This is a genomic window from Polaromonas sp. P2_G11 (assembly GCF_056403595.1).
Genome location: NZ_JBFUFE010000004.1, coordinates 182,578 through 198,869, shown reverse-complemented (window position 1 = coordinate 198,869; position 16,292 = coordinate 182,578). Strand labels below are relative to the sequence as shown.

General features: G+C 65.1%; 13 protein-coding genes. 1 reads left to right on the top strand and 12 read right to left on the bottom strand.

Translation table 11 applies throughout. From position 1 onward, the window contains the following. Positions 1-51: 51 nt before the first annotated feature. From AC1DWQ_RS15060 to AC1DWQ_RS15045, 4 genes are all read right to left on the bottom strand, one after another. Positions 52-936, bottom strand: a complete 885-nt coding sequence (locus AC1DWQ_RS15060) for an alpha/beta hydrolase (protein ID WP_477670370.1) — start codon at positions 934-936, stop codon at positions 52-54. A 228-nt stretch (positions 937-1,164) separates the two neighbouring features. Continuing rightward, positions 1,165-1,785, bottom strand: a complete 621-nt coding sequence (locus AC1DWQ_RS15055; protein WP_477670369.1) for a TetR/AcrR family transcriptional regulator — start codon at positions 1,783-1,785, stop codon at positions 1,165-1,167. A 75-nt stretch (positions 1,786-1,860) separates the two neighbouring features. Next, complete coding sequence (locus AC1DWQ_RS15050; protein ID WP_477670368.1) at positions 1,861-2,253, bottom strand: RidA family protein; 393 nt, start codon at positions 2,251-2,253, stop codon at positions 1,861-1,863. Between the two features lie 106 nt (positions 2,254-2,359). After that, positions 2,360-2,803 carry a ribonuclease HI family protein gene (locus AC1DWQ_RS15045; RefSeq protein WP_477670367.1) on the bottom strand — a complete coding sequence of 148 codons (444 nt, stop codon included), beginning with the start codon at positions 2,801-2,803 and terminating at the stop codon, positions 2,360-2,362. Positions 2,804-2,941: 138 nt separating this feature from the next. Here AC1DWQ_RS15045 and AC1DWQ_RS15040 point away from each other — a divergent pair, with 138 nt between their 5' ends. After that, a complete protein-coding gene (locus AC1DWQ_RS15040) occupies positions 2,942-5,080 on the top strand; it encodes an acetoacetate--CoA ligase (RefSeq protein ID WP_477670366.1) in 2,139 nt (712 codons plus the stop codon). Positions 5,081-5,105: 25 nt separating this feature from the next. Here AC1DWQ_RS15040 and AC1DWQ_RS15035 read toward each other — a convergent pair whose 3' ends face one another. The 8 genes from AC1DWQ_RS15035 to AC1DWQ_RS15000 all read right to left on the bottom strand — a co-directional run bounded on the left by AC1DWQ_RS15035 (position 5,106) and on the right by AC1DWQ_RS15000 (position 16,266). Beyond that, positions 5,106-6,065 (bottom strand): alpha/beta hydrolase, encoded by a 960-nt coding sequence (locus AC1DWQ_RS15035; RefSeq protein WP_477670365.1) that lies wholly within the window; start codon positions 6,063-6,065, stop codon positions 5,106-5,108. An 81-nt stretch (positions 6,066-6,146) separates the two neighbouring features. After that, complete coding sequence (locus AC1DWQ_RS15030) at positions 6,147-7,286, bottom strand: ABC transporter substrate-binding protein (RefSeq protein ID WP_477670364.1); 1,140 nt, start codon at positions 7,284-7,286, stop codon at positions 6,147-6,149. Next, the gene (locus tag AC1DWQ_RS15025) at positions 7,283-9,697 is read right to left on the bottom strand and encodes an efflux RND transporter permease subunit (RefSeq protein ID WP_477670363.1); all 2,415 of its coding nucleotides are present in this window, start codon (positions 9,695-9,697) and stop codon (positions 7,283-7,285) included. Before AC1DWQ_RS15025 ends, AC1DWQ_RS15030 begins: the two co-directional genes overlap by 4 nt. Positions 9,698-9,736: 39 nt before the next feature. Further along, positions 9,737-10,816, bottom strand: a complete 1,080-nt coding sequence (locus AC1DWQ_RS15020; RefSeq protein WP_477670362.1) for a WD40/YVTN/BNR-like repeat-containing protein — start codon at positions 10,814-10,816, stop codon at positions 9,737-9,739. Further along, positions 10,816-12,174, bottom strand: coding sequence for a DUF1329 domain-containing protein (locus AC1DWQ_RS15015; protein WP_477670361.1), 1,359 nt, complete (start codon positions 12,172-12,174; stop codon positions 10,816-10,818). Before AC1DWQ_RS15015 ends, AC1DWQ_RS15020 begins: the two co-directional genes overlap by 1 nt. A gap of 23 nt (positions 12,175-12,197) precedes the next feature. Next, complete coding sequence (locus AC1DWQ_RS15010) at positions 12,198-13,877, bottom strand: DUF1302 domain-containing protein (protein WP_477670360.1); 1,680 nt, start codon at positions 13,875-13,877, stop codon at positions 12,198-12,200. Positions 13,878-13,962: 85 nt separating this feature from the next. Then, positions 13,963-14,730 (bottom strand): coniferyl-alcohol dehydrogenase, encoded by a 768-nt coding sequence (locus AC1DWQ_RS15005; RefSeq protein WP_477670359.1) that lies wholly within the window; start codon positions 14,728-14,730, stop codon positions 13,963-13,965. Positions 14,731-14,811: 81 nt separating this feature from the next. Next, positions 14,812-16,266, bottom strand: a complete 1,455-nt coding sequence (locus tag AC1DWQ_RS15000; protein ID WP_477670358.1) for a benzaldehyde dehydrogenase — start codon at positions 16,264-16,266, stop codon at positions 14,812-14,814. Positions 16,267-16,292: the final 26 nt, after the last annotated feature.

Sequence of the window (16,292 nt, the reverse complement as noted above, 5' to 3'; positions counted from 1 at the left end):
GGAATGGGCGCGCCGCACAAGCGCGGCGCCGTTTAGACCCTCAACAGGTTCTCAGGCCAGAAACGCTGCCACCTGGCGCAGCACTTCGTCATCCTTGAGGATCTTGCGATGGCCCAGGCCTTCGGTGGCCACCAGGCGCGCGCCGACAATCGCCTCGCTGTAAGCCACGCCGTCGGCAAAGCGGTTGATGCTGTCCTGCCGGTCATGCACCACCAGCGTGGGCAGGGCGATGCGCGGGCCGACCATTGCCGGCTCGAACTGCGGCATCAGGATGCCTTCGCGCGCCTCAATGCGCCGCTGCATGGCCGCGCGCGTGGATTCGTGCAGGCCAAACACGTGGGCAAATAGCCGCGTGTATTCAAGCGGCGACGCGGGGGGCGCCAGCAACACCAGCCTGCCAGCCGCCAGCCCTCGGCTGGCGGCATAAGCGCCGGCGTTCGCCGACAGCGAATGCGCCACCACCGCGCGCAGCGTATGGCCCTGTTGCTGCAGCCGTGCGGTCACGTACTCCAGCACGCGCGCAAACTGCGGCAGGTTGGTGACCGAGCCGCTGCTGCGGCCATGCGCCGGCATCTCAATGATGACCGGCCGCAAGCCTTGCGCACTCAAGACCTCCGCCAGCGCCAGCATCTGCCCGGCGTGTCCGCCCCAGCCGTGCACCAATAGCACCACCGGGCCGGCAGGTGCGACGGGGCGGCTGTACATCGTCACGCTGGCATCTTCAAAAGGCCATTGCTCAATGTGCCAGTCGGGGCTCCACTTTCTGCGACGGCTCACCCACTTGGGCGGTAGCGGTGTGCCGAACAAGCGGTAAGCCGCCCGCACAGCCAGCGCGGGCCAGAGCTGCTGCGAAGCGCCCAGCCCCCAGCGGAAAATGCGTGTCAGGGGGCTGGCGTTGTAAAAGGCTGCGGTGGCCTGGAGCGATGTGCGTGTCATGGTGTGGTCCTCCCCGTGAATGTCAGTACCAGATCCAGTCTTCGTTGCTGCGCGGCAAACTGCGCAGCGAAGCCAGGACCGCCTTCACGGCGCGAACGCCAAGAAATACGCCTAAACCAATGATCAGAATCAACATGATTTCCTTATTTCTCCGCACAGTCGTGCGAAATTAAAACTTACCGATGCATCGGAAATGGCGTGGCTGCCCTTTCCGCCCTGTTTGTCTCTTTATTTTGGGGTAACTGCCTCTGTCTGGTAGCTCTTGATCAGGCGCTCCCAGGCTGCCTGGGCCCGTTCAGCCGCGCGTGCATCGCGTAGAAAACGGGCATCGTGAAACATCCCCATGGCAATGCTGCTGATTTCCATGACCAGCTGCTCCGCATCGGTGTCGGTCTTCAGTTGACCGGCCTCCATGGCCTGCAGTACGGTGCGCCGCAACGAGGCGCGCCAGCGGGTGACCTCGCCGAGCAGCAGGTCGCGCAACTCGCCTTCGCGGTCGTCCAGCTCAAAGGCGCCCGCAGTGTAAATACAGCCCGACTTGGCCTCGACATCGCGCGTGCGCACAATCCAGCGCTGCACAATCGTCTCCAGCCGCGGCAAACCCTTGGGCTGCTGCATGGCGGGCACAAACACATCGGCAATAAAGCGCCGGCCGAACTCTTCAATCACGGCTTTCTGCAAAGCCTCGCGTGAGCCGATGCGCGAAAACACGCCGCTCTTGGAGATGCCGATGCGGTCTGCCACAGCCTGCAAGGTGATGGCCTCCAGACCTTCCGCCGCAGCCAGGTCGATGCCTGCGCCGATGATGGCGGCGCGGGTCATTTCGCTTTTCTGGGTTTTGGCGTCCATGCAGCGAATATTAGCACGATTGTGCGAAAGTGCAACTCCCTCATCGTGTCACGGTTTTCGGGCCTTCCGCGCGCGCTAGCAGGCGGCGATGCAATCCATCTCAATGTCAAAGTGCCCTGGCCATGCCGGCACGCAGATGAAAATCCGGGCCGGTGGATCCTGGGGGAAGTAGCGGGCGTAAATGGCATTGACCGTTGCAAACTTCTCGACCGAGGTGCAATAGACGTTGCATTTGAGCACCTGGCCCAGCGATGAACCTGCTGTTTCCAGGCAGAGCTTCATTTGCTCCAACACCAGTTCGGTCTGGCGTTCCACAGATGCGTGGACAACTTCACCCGTGGCGGGGTCGAACGGCGGCAAGCCGGCCACATAGACCGTATCGCCATGACGCGTGACGACAGAGGTGGGCGCCTTCCATCGCTGCAGCCAGGTGGAAAGGGGTTCGACGCGAATAATCTCTTTGGCCATGCGTTGCTCCTGGGCGGGTGTACGGGGTGATGCGGGTACATCCACATATATACGCGGCTACGGCACTTCGTTGCTTCGTGCGGGAACGAAGCATTCACACGTGCAGCTAACGACGGCGCCTGGCCGCTGGAGCGGGGCCTTTAGGCATCAGCCCCACCGCCGCCCGGGCCAGGGCATCGGCTTCCTGGTTGCGGTGGCGTGGTATCCACACCAGCCGCGCCGACTCGAAAGACCGCAGCACGGCGCGCACCTCGTCGAACAGCGGAACCAGGCGCAGGAAGGGTTCAGTGGCGGTTCCCGCCAGCTGCTGCACCACCACGCTGTTGTCGCAGTGGATCAACAATTGGGTAGCACCCTGCCGCCTGGCGTATTGCATGGCCGCCATCAGCGCGCGCAGCTCCGCTTCGTTGTTGCAGCCCCGGCCTTCCGCGGTAATAGACAGCGGATGCCGGGTCCCGTCAGGCGCCATGACAAGCGCGCCCAGACCCATGCGGCCGGGGTTCGGCACGGCGCTGCCGTCGCAGTAGATGACCCAGGGCTCGCTGTTCAATGAATACTTTCAGGCGGACAGATGCGCGGCACAGGCGGCCCCATGGGAGACGGCCCGATTAAGCAGAGCCAATCAATATAAGTCATGCCGGGGATACCACCCGGTCGCATTCGCCGCTCTTGGTTTATGGTTGCGTTCATGTTCCAGATACGCAAGTACCAAAACTGGCTGCAGGCTACGCGCGGCCTGTCATTCGACAACTATGACGCGCTGTGGCGCTGGTCGGTCACCGACCTCGACGCCTTCTGGCAAAGCATCTGGGACTACTTCGAACTGCAGTCGCCCACTGCGCACACGGCCGTGCTGGGCCGGCGCAGCATGCCGGGAGCCGAGTGGTTTCCCGGTGCGCAGGGCAACTACGCGCAGCAGGTGTTCCGCCACACGGCCGCGGCCGACGCGGCGGGCGTGCCTGCCATCGTCAGCCACGGTGAAGGCAGCCTGGCGAACGGCGAAGCAGCGCGCGAACTGGGCTGGGCCGAGATGCGCCGGCAGTCGGCGTCGCTGGCCCTGCACCTGAAGGCGCAGGGCGTACAGCCCGGCGACCGCGTGGCCGCCTATCTGCCCAACACGCCCGAGACCATGGTCGCCTTCCTCGCGACGGTCAGCATAGGCGCCGTGTGGAGTGTGTGCGCGCCCGACATGGGCACGCCCGCTGTGCTGGACCGTTTTCGCCAGATTGAGCCCAAGGTGCTGATCGCCTGCAACGGCGTGCACTACGGCGGCAAGGACATCGACCGCCGCAGCGTGGTGGCCGAGCTGGCCGCCGCGCTGCCAAGCGCCACGCACGTGATCCTTCACGAGGTGCTGCCCGGCAATTCAAATGCTATTGATTTGATAGCTGATTGCGCACACCTGCAAAGCGCCACAGCCCGAAACGATGCACAAACAGCGGCCTTCGAGCCACTCTGGCTGCCGTTTGACCATCCATTGTGGATCGTCTATTCCAGCGGCACCACCGGCCTGCCCAAACCCATCGTCCACGGCCATGGTGGCGTGGCCTTGGTGGGGCTGGCGCTGCTGCGCCTGCACAACGACCTGGCACCCAGTTATGCCGACCCGGCCAATCCGGAACGCTTTCACTGGTACAGCTCCACCGGCTGGATCATGTGGAACGTGCAGGCCGCCAGCCTGCTCAACGGTACCACCTGCTGCATCTACGACGGCAACCCGGCGGGCACGAACAAGGACAAGCCCGACTGGACCACACTGTGGCGCTTTGTCGCCAACACGCGTGCTACTTTCTTTGGTGCGGGTGCGGCCTTCTTTGCCAACTGCATGAAGGCGGGGATTGACATTGCGCAGTGTGGTGACCTGGGCCGGCTTCGTACGCTGGGCACAACTGGATCACCGCTCAGCGAAGACACGCAGCGATGGGGTACCGCGCAGTTCGCAAAGCTACGTGATCGGGAAAACCGGACACGCCTGGCCGCCGGGCCGCCCCAAGGCCAGGCAGCCCCAATTTCAGGGGAAAGGGGCAGCGTAACGCCGGAGGTACACGAAGTGAAAAGCGTGGGGGCACCAATCTGGTGGTGCAATATCTCCGGCGGGACTGATTTCGCCGGTGCGTTTATAGGCGGCAACCGCGAACTGCCCGTGGTTCCCGGCGAAATGCAATGCCGCATCCTCGGCTGCGCGGTCGAGGCCTGGAACGACAAGGGCGAGTCCGTTGTCGATGAAGTCGGTGAGCTGGTCTGCACGCAGCCGCTGCCGTCCATGCCGCTGTACTTCGTTGGCGACAAGGACAACCAACGCTACCTCGCGAGCTACTTCGACACCTACCCCGGCGTGTGGCGGCATGGCGACTGGCTCAAGGTTACGCCCTCGGGCAGCTGCATCATCTATGGCCGCAGCGATGCCACTATCAACCGCCACGGCCTGCGCATGGGCACCAGCGAGCTCTACAGCGCGATTGAGGCGCTGCCCGAAGTGCTGGACTCCATGGTGGTCGACCTCGAATACCTGAGTCGCGAAAGCTATATGCCGCTCTTTGTGGTGCTGCGGCCTGGCCATGTGCTTGACGAAGCGATGAAGGTGCGCCTGAACCAGGCCGTCAAGACGGCGTTGTCGCCGCGCTTTGTGCCCAATGAGATTTTTGTCGTGCCTGAAATCCCACGCACGCTATCCGGCAAGAAGCAGGAGCTGCCGATCAAGAAACTGCTGCTGGGCCAGCCGTTGGAGAAAGTCGTCAACAAAGACGCCATGGCCAACCCGGGCAGCCTGGACTGGTATGTGGCCTTCGCGCAAAGCCGGCGGGTGGAGACAGACCGCCCCGCGTGACGTCATGATGCCGGCCGCAAGCCGGTCAGGTCTGTTCGCGCAACCACCGCGCCAGGTCCGTCACGACCCGCAGGCCGATGGGCGACACCGCCGTGAAATGTATACAGGCATGAATGGCACTGGGGTAGTGGCGGTGCGTCACCTCTACCCCGGCAGAGTCCATGCGCCGGGCGAGGGCGTGGCCCTCGTCGCGCAGCGGGTCGTGGCCCATGGTGGCGACCCATGTGGCGGGAAGGTTCGCCAGGCCCCCTGAGTCCAGCAAAGCAAAGTCAGGATGCTTGTCCGCATCGGTCTGCTTGCCGAGATAGCTGGCCATAAACCACTGCATCACGCCCATGCTGAGAAATTTGCCTTCGTTCTCCGGGTAGGAGGCGCTGGGCTGGCTGGGGTGCTGTGCCACCGGATAGATCAGGCCGAGCGCGCGAACGGCTTTTGCGTTCACGCGCCGTGATGCCACCAGTGCCAGCTGCGCGCCGGCGCTGTCGCCGGCCACAGCGATACGGTTTGCGTCGCCGCCCAACGCAGAGGCATTTGCGAGTACCCAGCGCAAGGCGGCCTCGACGTCGTCCGGTGCGGCGGGGAAGGGGTGCTCCGGCGCCAGCCGGTAGTCCACCGCCACGACCAGCATGCCGCTGTGGTGGCACAGCGTGCGGCAAACCTTGTCGTGGGTCTCCAGATCGCCGATCACAAAACCACCGCCATGCGCATACAGCAGCACGGGCCAGGGGCCTGCAGCTTCGGGCCGGTATACACGAAGGCGCAGCGGACCGCTGGGGCCGGGGAAGCTGGTGTCGTTCACTTCCCCGATGGCTGGGGCCGGCAAGCCCAAGGTGCCGGCCAGCTCGCGGTAAACCTGCCGCGCGATGGCGGGGGGCAGGCTTTCCAGGGGCGGGTTGCCCTGCGCGGCCGCCTGCGCCAGAAAGCCGGCCAAGGCGGGGTCCAGCGGAGCCGTCTCGAGCACGGTGGGGATGGTAGATATGGTCATTGCAGTCCTTGGCAGTTCACAGTTGCAGTACAAGGGTCAGCGCGGAACCGGCTTTGCCGGGCCGCAGGCGCCTAGGGGGTGTCACCGAATTAGTTTTCCATCGCGCGCCCGCATGCCGATCTCGACATGGTCCGAAGCGTGGTGCCGCTCCCGACCGAACGAGAGCCTGAAGCCGCCCAGGTCCAGTGCTCCAAGGCTTTCAATCGCCTCGCCGAGGCGCTGGCTGTCGGTGCGCGGGCCGGCACGGCGCAAGGCTTCCGTGCAGACACGCAGGTTCAGGTAGGACTCCAGGCCTTCGAAGGTCATAGCCTCGGGGCCGATGAAATCGTCTGCATCGCGCTCGAGCTCACGCACGATGGGCAGGCGGGCCACCTCGGGATTCGGCACCACGCTGGTGTAGCCCACCAGCCGGTTGCGAAACAGCCGTGTCAGCTGCGTCAGCCCCGCCGTCGACAAAGTGGCGATGGTGGACGGCACACTGTCATAGGCTGCGGCCGGAAGCCGCCCCAGCGCATCCAGCACCTCGTTGCCCAGGTTGAGTACCAGGGCCTGCGGCGCGGCCTTGGCCACGTCGCGGAATGCCGCTTCGATGGACGACAGCCGCGCGTCGGCGGTGATGCGTGTGACCTGCCGGCCGTCGCGTTGCAAGGCTGCCACCAGCGCCTCGGTGCGCGCCGGTTCGGAACCGTCGGCCAGCACCGCCACCCGGGTGACGCCGATGGATGCCAGCTGGCGCGCCAGTGCATCGGCCTCTCGCGCATCATCCGGCCGCAGGCTGAAAACATGGCGGACATCGGGAGAACGCAAAGCCGACGCGCCCGACATCGGGCCGACCAGCGGCACGCGAAGTTCACGCGTGGCCTGGGCGGCCTCAAGGCAGGCCCGTTCACCGAGGCAATTGGCGATGAGCACTGCCTTGTGCTGGCCCACCAGGATGCGCAGGTTGGCCGCCACGCGCCGTGGGTCGCCGCCGTCATCCAGCGTCACCAGCTCGATGCGGCGCCCGGCGATTCCGCCTGACACGTTGACGCGCTCCACATGCGCGCGGGCGCCGGCCAGCACACGGTTGGCGACCGGAAAGCCCGCGCCGGTGAGCGGCAGAGACTGGCCGACGACCAGGGCGTCGGGCGCGGCATGGCTTGCCGCGGCCGCGCCCAGCAGCATCGCCGTGGCAAGAAGCCTGCGCGTGCGGCGGGTCAGTGTGTCGCCACGCCGGCTCATACCGGCACTCGTACATTGACCGGCGTGGGCAGGGCCACTGCCGGCCGCAGCAGGAAGTAGCCAAGCGCGGGCAGCAGGACCAGCGCCCCCACCATGTTCCAGACAAACATGAAGGCCAGCAAAATGCCCATGTCGGCCTGGAACTTGATCGGTGAAAAAGCCCAGGTGCCGATGGCCAGCGCCAGCGTGATGCCGGTGAGCAGAACCACGCGGCCGGTGAACTGCAGCGCATGGTGGTAGGCCTCGGACAGGCTGGCACCTTCGCGCATGCGGGCCAGCGTGATGCTGAGCACATAGAGGGCATAGTCCACGCCGATGCCCACGCCAAGCGCAATCACCGGCAGCGTGGCGACCTTGACCCCCATGCCCAGGCCCACCATCAGAGCCTCGCACAGGATCGAGGTCAACACCAGCGGCAGCACCGCCACCACCACTGCGCGCCAGGAGCGGAAGGTGATCCAGCACAAAATCACCACCGCTGCATACACCCACAGCAGCATCTCGCGCATGGCCTTGCCCACCACGATATTGGTCGCCGCATCAATGCCGGCGCTGCCCGCGGCCAGCTTGAAGGTGACGTCCTGCGTGTTGTTGACCGCAGCGAAGCGGTCCACATCTGCCACCACGCGTGCCAGGGTTTCGGCTTTGTGGTCCTTCAGGTAGACGTACAGCGCGAGGAAAGAGCAGCTCTGGTTGAAAAGCTCGCGGGGTGCGCGCGTCTGCACGCCGCCCAAAGCGCCTTCGTTGGGGAGCAGCTCAAACCACTTGAAGTTGCCTTCGTTGTAGCCCACCATGGCCAGCTTGGACAGCGCGGCCATCGAGTTGGTGGATTCCACACCCGGCACTTGCTCAAGCTGCCAGGCCAGGGCGTCCACCTTGGCCAGCGTGCCATAGGCCGTGCATTTATCCGCGGGCGTGGTCACCATCACGGTCAGGATGTCGGCACTCGCTGCGTAGTGGGCAATCTGGTAGGCGTTGTCCTGGTTGTAGCGTGAACTGGGCCGTAGTTCGGATGCGCCGGGGTCGAGGTCGCCGATTTTCAAATGCAGGCTGATGGCATAGCCGCCTGCGGCCATGAGCGCCGCAACGACCACTGCTGCCGTGGCCCAGCGCTTTTGCGTGAAGTGATCCAGCAAGGCCCACAGCCATGAACGTTGTGCCCCTTGCGATGCTTCCTGGCGCAGGCTGCGTGCCGCCGCCGTGGGGGCCACGCCCACGTAAGACAACAGGATGGGCAGCAGCACGAGGTTGGTGAAGATGAGAACCGCCACGCCGATGCTGGCAATCAGGGCCAGGTCCTGGATAACCTTGATCTGGATGATGACCAGCACTGCGAAGCCCACGGCATCGCAGAGCAGCGCGGTCAGGCCCGCGACGAACAGGCGCCGAAAGGTGTAGCGCGCTGCGACCACCCGGTGTGTGCCGCGGCCGATGTCCTGCATGATGCCGTTCATCTTTTGCGCGCCGTGGCTCATGCCGATGGCGAACACCAGGAAGGGCACCAGAACTGAATAAGGGTCGAGCTCATAACCCAGCAATGCCAGCAGGCCGAACTGCCAGACTACCGCCACCACCGAACACGCCACCACAAGCGCTGTGCTGCGGGCGCAGCGGGTGTAGGCAAACAGCACCGCGGTGGTGATGGCGAGAGCCAGCAGGAAGAACAGCAGCACCTGATGCAGGCCCTCGATCAGATCACCAGCCACCTTGGCGAAGCCGGTCACACGAATCTGCAGCGCATCGTTGCCGTGCTTGGCGCGCAGGACTTCGATCTGGCGTGACAAATCGCCATAGTCCAGCGCCTTACCGGTTTCCGGATTACGGTCCAGCAAGGGAACAAACACGATGCTGGACTTGAAGTCGCCCGCCACCAGCTGGCCGATTTCGCCCGAGCGCTCGACGTTGGCGCGCAGCCCGGCAAGGCTGGCGGGTGAGCCGTCGTAGGCATCAGGGATCACTGGCCCGCCGTCCAGGCCTTCCTCGGTCACGGCCACCCAGCGGGTGTTGGAGGTCCACAGCGACTTCATGAAGGGCCGGTCCACACCGGGCAGCAGAAAGATTTCGTCGTTGATCTTCTGCAGCGCATCGAGGTAGGCCTTGTCGAAGATCGTGCCCTGCCGGGCCTCCACCACCAGCCGCAAGGCATTGGCCTGGCCGCCGAGGTCGGCCTTGTGGGCCAGGTAGTTGACGATGTAGGGGTGGCCCGTCGGGATGGTTTTTTCAAAACTGGCGTTGAGCTGCAGCTTGGTGGCCTGCCAGCCCAGCACGAGGGTCAGCAGCAGGCACACCGCCATGACCCAGAGCCGGTGATTGAAAAAAGCGCGCTCAAGCAGCGTGCCCGAACGCGTGTCAAAGTCTTCAAGCCGTGCGACGACGGGCTGGAGATCGGAAGAGGAGGAATCGGCGTGCATAAAGTTTCGCCATTGGCGGCGCATGTCTCTTCGTTGTTTTCAATTTGCCGGCAGTGCGGGCAAGTGCCGCATGCCACGCAGGCTTGCCAGCACCAGGCTGCCGTCGGCCGCCAGGGCAACGCCGGAAACCGGGACCGGCTCGCGTGCCGGGATGCGCCGCAGGCCGGGCCCGCCTGCGGTGCCCATCAGGGCGTCACCCGCCTGGCTCATCAGAACAAAACCGCCGTCCGGCAAAGCCATGCCGGCTCCCACCGCCATGGGCACGCCGGTGTCGAGCTTGTCCCAGTGCACGCCCTCGTCTGTCGAGCGGTAGGCCGAGCCGCGCAGGCCGTAGGCCACCAGCGCGCCGCCTCGGGTGCGCAGCAGGCCGAAAAAGCTGCCCTTGTACGGTGACTGCAACGCGGTAAAGCTGGCCCCGCCGTCACTTGAGCGCAGCAGCAAGCCCTGCTCACCGGCGATCACCAGCGTGCGGCCGTGGGCGCGCACGCCGTACAGATGAAGGGCTTTCGGGTTGGGCAGCCGTAGTCCCCATGCGGCCCACGTCTTGCCGCCGTCTTCGGTGGCAAACATCAGGTTGTAAGCACCGACGGCAAAGCCGCGCCGGGCATCCACGAATTCCAGGTCAAAGAACGGTTTGTCCGCACCTTCTTCCACCAGGCGCTCCGCCTGTGCCATGGCCTGGCTGTCGCCGCTGCGCTGCGCTACCTGCTTCACCAGCTCGGCCGCCTGCATGCCGTCAAGCTGTTTTTCCCAGGTGGCTCCGCCGTCAACGCTGCGCAAAATCACGCCCAGATGTCCTGCGGCCCAGCCGGTGCGTTCATCGGCGAAACACACGGCCGTCAAGGTGGCTTGCACAGGCACCTGCGCCTGTCGCCAGGTGGCGCCATGGTCATCCGACAGCAACACCGTGCCGCGCTCTCCCACCGCCACGAGCCGGGTGCCGGCCCGTGTCACGGCCAATGTGGCCGCGCCTGACGCCTTGGGCGTGACCAGCGCCGGCTGTGACAATACGGCGGGCCCGTTGGCAGCCCATGCGGGGAGTGCAGCGGAGGCCACCCAGCCGAGCAGCCCCATCAGGGCTGTCCGCCGCGCAACGCGAGGCTGGGCACTTCCGGTCATCAGCGAGCGCCTTCGCTGGCGAGCGATTCAGCGCTGAAGAAGGAGCGCGGGATCGGCGGCTGCACTTCATACTGTTTGGGCAGCTCGTTGGAGGCCATGTTCAGGTAGTAGGCGCCGGTCTGCATGTCATAGCCGCCCCACAGCACGACGTTGGTCACGGCGGGGACGTCCGGTGCCGTCAGCATCAGTGCGTAGTTGGTGCGCCAGAGCTGACCTTTGGCGTCCCAGCCGTCGAACAGCGCGATCTGCCAGGAGTCTTCGTCGATGTAGTACTTGCGTTTGGGCACCACATGGCGCTTGCCGGCAGCCAGTGTGGCCTCGACTTCCCACACGCGGTGCAACTCCCAGCGCACCTGGGTCGGGTTCAGCGTGTTGGGCGTCACCAGGTCTTCGATCTTGGCGGAAGCTGCGCGGTTGTTGTTATAGGGGATGTAGATTTCCTTCTTGCCCAGCAGCTTGAATTCGTGTTTGTCGATCGGGCCAAACAGCGTGAAGGCCTCGTCGAACAGACCGATGCCGGAGGTCACCGAGTCGGGTGTGTCATACGCCACGGAAGGCGCTTTGCGCACGCGGCGCTGGCCCACCAGGTACTGCCACAGGCCGCGCGGCGCGGCATCCGAAACACCGTCGAGCGCCAGGATGGCTTCGCCCGCTTTGGAGCCCGGTGCGTTGACCACCAGCTTGCCGTACTGGTAGTAGCCGTCGAACTTTTCGGCGCTCCCGTCCTTGTCGTAGAAGGCCTGGCGTATGGTTTGCGTGCCGCCGGAGGCCATGGTGCGCTTGCCATCGGACGTCACCACCCACACGCGCATCGGCATGGAAAAGTTGCCGCCGCGCCAGGCTGTGCGCTGGTTCCACATGGCTTCATAGCCGTCTTTGGGAATCGGAAATGGCGTGCCGCCGAAAGCGCCTTCCATGCCGTAGCCGCCTTCAATGGTCTTGGCCCGGGTGGCGTTCCTGAAGGTGTTGTCGTACACCGACTGCGGCGCCGCCGCGGTGCGGTGCGTGGGGTAGACGTCGATGCGGAAGTCGGGGTACTTCTTCATCAGCGCCTGCACGCCGTCGGTCAGCTTGTCGGCGTGCTGCGCCATGTTTTTGGCGTTGATCGACAGGATGGGTTTTTCGTTGGGATACAGGTCGGGCCGGGCATCGCCGTTCTTGTAGCCCGGGGTGGCCTTGGCGAGGCCCCCTTCCCACGGCGGAATGGTACCGTCCTTGTTGCCGGCTTTCTCGGCGCCCATGGGCGTCAGCGAGGATTTGAGTTTGGCGGCCTCTTCGGCGGTGACGGCGGCCTGGGCGGACATGGCGCCGGCCAGCAGGGCGGCCACGAGCAATGAGTGTTTTGCGGTCTGCATCATGATGGTTGTCTCTGTAATGTTTTTCAGAAAGTGCGGGAAGCGGTGAAGGAAACGAAGTTGCGGTCTTTCAGGGTCTGTCCGTAGGACAGCATGCGGGTGGGGGTGCTGGGGTCCGTGACGGTCAGGGTGTTTTCCTTGCCGACGAAGGCGGTGTAGTTCAAGGCGAAATTCCAGACGTTCTGGTATTTGCCCTTGATGCCTATGCTCACGTCGCCCGCCTTGCTGGCCCCGCCGGCAAAGTTGATAACGGCTGCGGAACGGCCGCCGAAGTTGTAGCCCAGACCCAGCGGGAATGACAGGTCCAGGCCGGGCAAAACCTGGAAGTACTGCGGCTCAAAGATCATGCGGAACGCCGCCGCGTTCCGCGTTGCGTTGGGATCCAGCCCGCCAAAGCCGACGGCGCTGGGGTTTTTGGTCACGCTCATGAGCCGGTTCCAGGCCAGTTCGGCCACCAGGGCGCCGCCGTCCCACAGGCTGGACTTGTTGAGCACGTAAATGCCCGACAGATTCAGGTGCGCCGTCTTGCCGGTTGCATAGCACGGGTTGGAGGGAGAGCCGTCGCAGTTGGCCGGTGGCATGAAGGGTGCACCGCCCAGCACGGCGGGGTCGCTGGCCAGTGGCGCGTCGGTGCGCACCGAGCCCTCCAGTGCCCAGTTGAGCTGTCCTATCGATGACGTGACGCTGGCACCAAAAGTCTTGATGCCCTTGGCATAGACGTTGTGCACATTGCCGTTGATCAGGTCAAACACCGGAACAGCCGGGGTCTTGTCGTTGTAGCGTGCCGCGTACACGCCGAACTCATAGTTGCCTCCGGCCGGCGCCCAACGCAACTGGGCACCGAACTGGCCGCTGTCGCCCGGCTTCTGGTCGCGGCTGGTGTCGGTGGGCAGCACCGGCCCGCCGAGGTAGACCCGGCCGCCGCCTATGTAGTCCTGGTTGGAGAAATAACTGCCGACGCCGGGGATTTTGCTGGGCCGCCACTTGAGCTGGTAGTAGCCGCCCAGTGTCACGCCCTCGGCCACCTGCAGCGTGCCGGAGATCTGCTCCACCGGCAGCAGCACTTCCTTGAACTGCCAGTTCGGCACCGAGACGATTTTGGCGATGTCCACCGGGCCCTGCGCGTTGGCGATGCCGTTCTGGCCGAAGAACACACTCTCCCCGTACTGCAGCGCGTGCTTGCCGACGCGTATCGAGGCCGGCATGCTGCCGATGGATCCCTTGCCCCAGACAAAGGCGTCGAGGAATTCGTCACCGCGGCCGTGCTGGTCCCGCGTTGCCGGGACGAACTGGTTGGCGGCCTGGCCGGCGAAGTTGCTGACGCCTGCCGTGCCGTCATTGGCATTGGCGCGCAGGTACTGCGAGTCGTACCAGGCGGAGTGGCTGATGCGCAGGCCCCAGTTGCTGCGGCTGTAGTCAAATTCGGTCAACAGGTCGGCGCGGTTGGAGATCAGGCCCTTCTTGAAGTTGAGGTCGCCATCGTTTTCATTGGTCACACCGCCATCGCCGCGGGCGGCCGGCGAGGTGAGCAGTGCGGACGGGTCCTTCAGCCGCCAGGCCAGGCTGTACTTGGGTGTGAAGTCCAGCCGGATTTTGGTGTCGGGGTCGCCGTTGTCCAGTTCCAGGGCGTGAGCCGGCAGTGCGCAAGCCAGGCCGCAGGCCAAGGCCAGCGTGGCTGGCCTGAAGGGTGTGAATACCTTGTTCATCGAATGTCTCCTCGTTATGTCGTCGTTGTTACGTGAATGGGGGATGGGTGCCCTCGCACCCGCGGCGTGTCAGCGTTAGATATAGTTAGATATAGGTGGAGGCCAGGCCGCCGTCGACAGGAATGTTGGCGCCGCTGACCCAGCGCGCGGCGTCGCCGCACAGCCATGCGATGACGGGTGCGATTTCGTCGGCAAAGCCGGGGCGCAGCATGCGGTGGGCATCGGCCTGAACGCGCTCCTGGCCCAGCATCGCCACGAAGTCGCCCAGGATGGGCGTGAACACCGGGCCGGGCGCCACGCAGTTCATGCGCACACCTTTGCCCAGGAACCACTCCTGCGACTGCGTGGCGTTCCAGACGATCAAGGCTTCCTTGAAGTACTGGTAGCAGGTGGCTTGCGGCACAGGGTGGCTGCGCAGCCAGGCGGCACCGGCCTCGAAACCCTTCGCTGCCGCCAGCTCTTTGTGCAGGGCCAGCCGCTGCGGCCATTCGGCGCCCAGGATGGACGCCACGTTGACGATGCTGCCGCCGCGCGGCATGCGCGCCAGCACCTTTTCCGTCAGATGCCGCAGGCCCAGGTAATTCACGCGGGCCACCAGCTCGCCGTCTGCCGTGCCGGGTACGCCGGCGATGTTGCACAGCGCGTCAACCTGCGCCGGCAACTGGGCCACGGCGGCATCGATGGCCGCGGCGGTGCCGAGGTCGGCCTTGATGAAGCCGTCCAGCGTCAGGCTGGGATCGTTGCGGTCCATGCCGATGACCGTGGCGCCCTGAAAGCGCGCCAGCCTGGCCACCTCGGCGCCGATGCCGGACGAGGTGCCGGTGATGACAATGGTTTTGCCTTGCAGGCTCATAAAGCCTCCCGGGTGTGTGGATTCATGAAGGTCTCCTTGATGTGGTGAGCCAAAAAAATCGAAAAAGCTGAAGCGGTCCGTTCAGAACGGGAACATGGGCGCGGTGTCCTTGACGGTCATCCATTGCCATTGCGTGTATTCCTCCCAGTCGGACGGGCCGCCCACGCTGGTGCCGTTGCCCGCGATGCCAGGGCCGCCGAAGGGGTTGACGCAGTCGTCGTTGACGGTCTGGTCGTTGATGTGAACCATGCCGGCCTTGAGCTGCTGCCCCACCGCCATGGCGCGGCCCACCGAGCGCGAAATCACGGCGCAGGCCAGGCTGCCGGTGTTGTTGTTGGCCAGCGCGACCGCTTCCTCGTCGTTGCCGAAAGTGACGATGTTGGCCACCGGGCCGAAGGTCTCTTCATCGAACACGCGCATGCCGGGCTTGACGCCGGACAGCACCGTCGGCTTGTAGAACAGGCCGTCGTAGCTTCCGCCGGCTTCCAGCTTGGCGCCGGCCTTGATGCTGTCCTGCACGATGGCATGCACGCGATCACGCTGGCGCGCATCGATCAGCGGCCCGAGCGCGACCTGGCCGGTGGCACCGTCGCCGACCGGCAGGTGCGTGGCCTTGGCGACCAGGCGCTGCAGCAGCGGGGCCGCGATGCTCTGGTGAACGAGGATGCGGTTGGCGGCCATGCAGATCTGGCCCTGGTGCAGGTAGGCGGCCCAGGCGGCGTTGCTCGCGGCAATGTCCAGGTCGGCATCGTCCAGGATGATCAGCGAGTTCGCGCCGCCGAGTTCCAGCGACACCTTCTTGAGGTGCTTGCCCGCGAGCTCGCCGATGCGCCTGCCCACCGCGGGCGAGCCGGTGAAGGCGATCATGGGCACCAGCGGGTCGGTGACCAAGGCTTCGCCGGCTTCGGCGTCGCCGGGCAACACATGCAGCAAATCCTTGGGCAGGCCCGCCTCCGCAAAAATGCGTGCGATCATGAGGCCTCCGGTCACCGGCGTGCGGGTGTCGGGCTTGATCACCACCGCATTGCCCGCGGCCAGCGCCGGCGCCACCGCGCGCAGCGTCAGGATCAGTGGAAAGTTGAAGGGCGAGATGACACCCACCACGCCGTGCGGCACGCGGCGGGCGATGCTGGTGCGCCCCGGCACGCTGGGCAGCACATGGCCCTGGGGCTGCAGCGGCATGGCGGCGGCCAGGTGGCAGATGGTGATGGCTTCGCGTATCTCATGCTGCCCCTTGGGCAATATGCCGCCGGTCTCCCGCGTGGCATACAGCGCGAGTTCGTCGAAGTGCTGCTGGAACAGCGCGCCGGCGCGGCGGAAGACGTCGGCCCTCTCGCGCGGGGGCAGGGCGGCCCAGGGCTTTTGTGCATTGGCCGCCGCCCGCGTGGCCGCGGCCACATCCGCCGCGTTGGCGATGCCCACCGTGCACATCACCTTGCCGGTCGCGGGCTCGACAACGTCGCGCTTCCCGCCGCCCAGCGGCGCTTGCGCCAGCGCGGAGAAATCCAGAAATGCCATCGCGTCGGATACACCCATTTGCTTTTGTCCTTACGGTTGTTTGA

Excerpts from the sequence above, each read along its gene's own strand:
- AC1DWQ_RS15060 (WP_477670370.1), bottom strand. The coding sequence starts at position 936 with ATGACACGCACATCGCTCCAGGCCACCGCAGCCTTTTACAACGCCAGC.
- AC1DWQ_RS15055 (WP_477670369.1), bottom strand. The coding sequence starts at position 1,785 with ATGGACGCCAAAACCCAGAAAAGCGAAATGACCCGCGCCGCCATCATC.
- AC1DWQ_RS15050 (WP_477670368.1), bottom strand. The coding sequence starts at position 2,253 with ATGGCCAAAGAGATTATTCGCGTCGAACCCCTTTCCACCTGGCTGCAG.
- AC1DWQ_RS15040 (WP_477670366.1), top strand. The coding sequence starts at position 2,942 with ATGTTCCAGATACGCAAGTACCAAAACTGGCTGCAGGCTACGCGCGGC.
- AC1DWQ_RS15035 (WP_477670365.1), bottom strand. The coding sequence starts at position 6,065 with ATGACCATATCTACCATCCCCACCGTGCTCGAGACGGCTCCGCTGGAC.
- AC1DWQ_RS15030 (WP_477670364.1), bottom strand. The coding sequence starts at position 7,286 with ATGAGCCGGCGTGGCGACACACTGACCCGCCGCACGCGCAGGCTTCTT.
- AC1DWQ_RS15025 (WP_477670363.1), bottom strand. The coding sequence starts at position 9,697 with ATGCACGCCGATTCCTCCTCTTCCGATCTCCAGCCCGTCGTCGCACGG.
- AC1DWQ_RS15020 (WP_477670362.1), bottom strand. The coding sequence starts at position 10,816 with ATGACCGGAAGTGCCCAGCCTCGCGTTGCGCGGCGGACAGCCCTGATG.
- AC1DWQ_RS15015 (WP_477670361.1), bottom strand. The coding sequence starts at position 12,174 with ATGATGCAGACCGCAAAACACTCATTGCTCGTGGCCGCCCTGCTGGCC.
- AC1DWQ_RS15010 (WP_477670360.1), bottom strand. The coding sequence starts at position 13,877 with ATGAACAAGGTATTCACACCCTTCAGGCCAGCCACGCTGGCCTTGGCC.
- AC1DWQ_RS15005 (WP_477670359.1), bottom strand. The coding sequence starts at position 14,730 with ATGAGCCTGCAAGGCAAAACCATTGTCATCACCGGCACCTCGTCCGGC.
- AC1DWQ_RS15000 (WP_477670358.1), bottom strand. The coding sequence starts at position 16,266 with ATGGGTGTATCCGACGCGATGGCATTTCTGGATTTCTCCGCGCTGGCG.